Below are 2,119 nucleotides of genomic sequence, written 5' to 3' on the forward strand. Positions count from 1 at the left end.
TAGTACGCCAGGCGAATTACCCTAGCTTGTAAATTCTGTTTAACAGAATTAATATCAGCGCTTGGGGAATGACCCCTGGAACCGATTGGCCCAGGAGCGGCGCGCCGCATGACAAGCACAGTACGAACTGGCAGCAGTAAAGCTGCGCCACGGTAAGGACCAGGAGATTCGCCATGAAGACGCTTGAGGCACTGCGGACGCTCGACCACATCATGCACGTCGACGATGAGCGAGAGCTGGGCAACAGCATCATCGTGACGCTGGCCGAAGGCTGGTTCTTTGCCGACGAACCCGACTGCGGCGTGCAGGGGTTCGACACGGTTACCGATGCCCGTCGCGGCTGTTCGCGCAAGAAGGTCGTCTACGACCCGGAGCTGTACGCGCGCCTGAACGCCGCTCCGGTCCCGGTGATCGCCCAACAGCCGCAATCTGTAGTCGATGCCGCTGAAGTGGCCGCGTACGAAGCGGCACATGCCAGGATTGTCAGCGGCGAGATCTCATCCACGTCGGCGGTCTTCGGCCTGGGCTGGCGCGCCGCGTTGGCCGCCAGTTCGATGGCAGCAGCGCCAGGTTGGCCGGTGCAATCTCCAGCCGGCGGTGCGCGGTCGGCAACTGCCATGCCGATCGGCTACGCCAACCCCAAGCACCTGGCGCGTATGGCTGAAGGCTCCATGGGTTCGCTCTCTGTGGTGGCCGAGCTATCTCCAGATGAGCTGCATACCGCGCCGGTCTATAGCGAGCCGCTTCCCCTCCCGCTACAGGCTGAGCGATCTGCAGGCGTCACCCTGGACGTTCTGGCTCCCTTTCTTGCCGTCGTTGACGCATACGACCCCGCAGAGGACGACACCTGGGAGCCCTTGAAGGACGGCCCCGTGGATCCAGACCTGCGCCTGACCCTCGGCCATTTCCGGGCGCTACGGGCCGCGGTCAGTGAAGGGGGCCACCTGCCGTTGGAGGAGATTCGTCGGCTGCAGGCCGATAATGCGGCGCTGCGCGAGGACAAGGCGCGGCTGGATCGTGGCTACATCATGACCGGCGTGCCAGGCGGGAGCGGGTGTGAGCACCGCGGTCTCGATCTGCGCGCCAGCATCGACCGGGTTACCGAGCTCGATGGGATCCGCGCCCAGCGAGCTGGGAATGACGTGGCCACGCCGATTCAGTCAGAGGGCCCTGATCATGAGTGAGCACACGCGGACAGTCGTGGTGACCTTATTCATCTGCGATGAGTGCGGTGCTGAGTGCGGGACCGGCTTCCGTACCCTCAGGATGGCGAGCGGGCCTGACATGCATGCCTGTAGCAAGCCGTGCGAGGCTGCGCAGGACGAGAAGGTCATGGCTGAGGTTCTGGCAGTCCGGCGGGCCATGCGCGAACAGGAGGCCAGCAGTGACTAGGCATTGTTCAGGAGCTCTGGCAAACACGGTTTTCGAATGATCGACGACCGAACTAAGCAACCAAGCAACAACGGAGTGTTGAGCATGAACGAGCAAGATGGAGCCCCGGACGAGGCTCAAGCTGGACCCGCGCGCGGGACCCTGGGGGAGTCGAGCCAGGAGCTCGGTGAGCAACAGCTCCGGGTGGCGTTCGAGGCCTGGGTGACCAGTAGCGACCACGAGGGCGTAGGCCGGGTGGACGGTGAACGCCTGGCGCGCGCCAGCGATGGCCACTACCTGGATCCCTTTGTGCAAGGCCTGTGGGTAGGCAATCGGCGCGGCGCGTTTCTCTGCCCTCTCGTTGTGCCAGCGGCCGAGCCTGACAATCTGCGTTCGCACCGGGGCAGTTGGATATCGGCGCTGGAGCGTCTGGTGGAGTTGGAGCCGCGGCAGGCATCTCCGGACGCTGAGGATACGCGCGCCTACTGGCAGCACGAACTCAGGGCCCTGACGGCAATGTACGCAGACCTCGACGCATGCGATGCGAAGCGAGAAGCATGCCGTGAGCTCCTGGAGCAGGAGATGGACGGGATCCTGCGGGATGTTCTGACGGCGGGATGGCGCGTGGCCGAGAAGTATTTCGGCGGTGAGCCCTATGGTGATGTCGATGAGGCTCGCCGCCTGCAGGAGGAGTGTTGCCGCTGACCGAAAACTGACCCAGTAGAGGCTGTTCTGCCGACTGAAAACT

2 protein-coding genes are annotated in these 2,119 nt (G+C 63.8%); both read left to right on the plus strand.

Going from position 1 to position 2,119, the window contains the following annotated elements; genetic code table 11:
• Positions 1–173 precede the first annotated feature (173 nt).
• The gene (locus tag V7066_RS28500; RefSeq protein ID WP_145156325.1) at positions 174–1,184 is read left to right on the plus strand and encodes a hypothetical protein; all 1,011 of its coding nucleotides are present in this window, start codon (positions 174–176) and stop codon (positions 1,182–1,184) included.
• A gap of 244 nt (positions 1,185–1,428) precedes the next feature.
• A complete protein-coding gene (locus V7066_RS28505; RefSeq protein WP_334186299.1) occupies positions 1,429–2,076 on the plus strand; it encodes a hypothetical protein in 648 nt (215 codons plus the stop codon).
• The last annotated feature ends 43 nt before the right edge of the window (positions 2,077–2,119 follow it).

This window comes from Novosphingobium sp. (genome assembly GCF_036820275.1).
Classification (GTDB): domain Bacteria; phylum Pseudomonadota; class Alphaproteobacteria; order Sphingomonadales; family Sphingomonadaceae; genus Novosphingobium.

Coding starts and splice junctions, on each gene's coding strand:
- V7066_RS28500 (WP_145156325.1), top strand. CDS start 174: ATGAAGACGCTTGAGGCACTGCGGACGCTCGACCACATCATGCACGTC.
- V7066_RS28505 (WP_334186299.1), top strand. CDS start 1,429: ATGATCGACGACCGAACTAAGCAACCAAGCAACAACGGAGTGTTGAGC.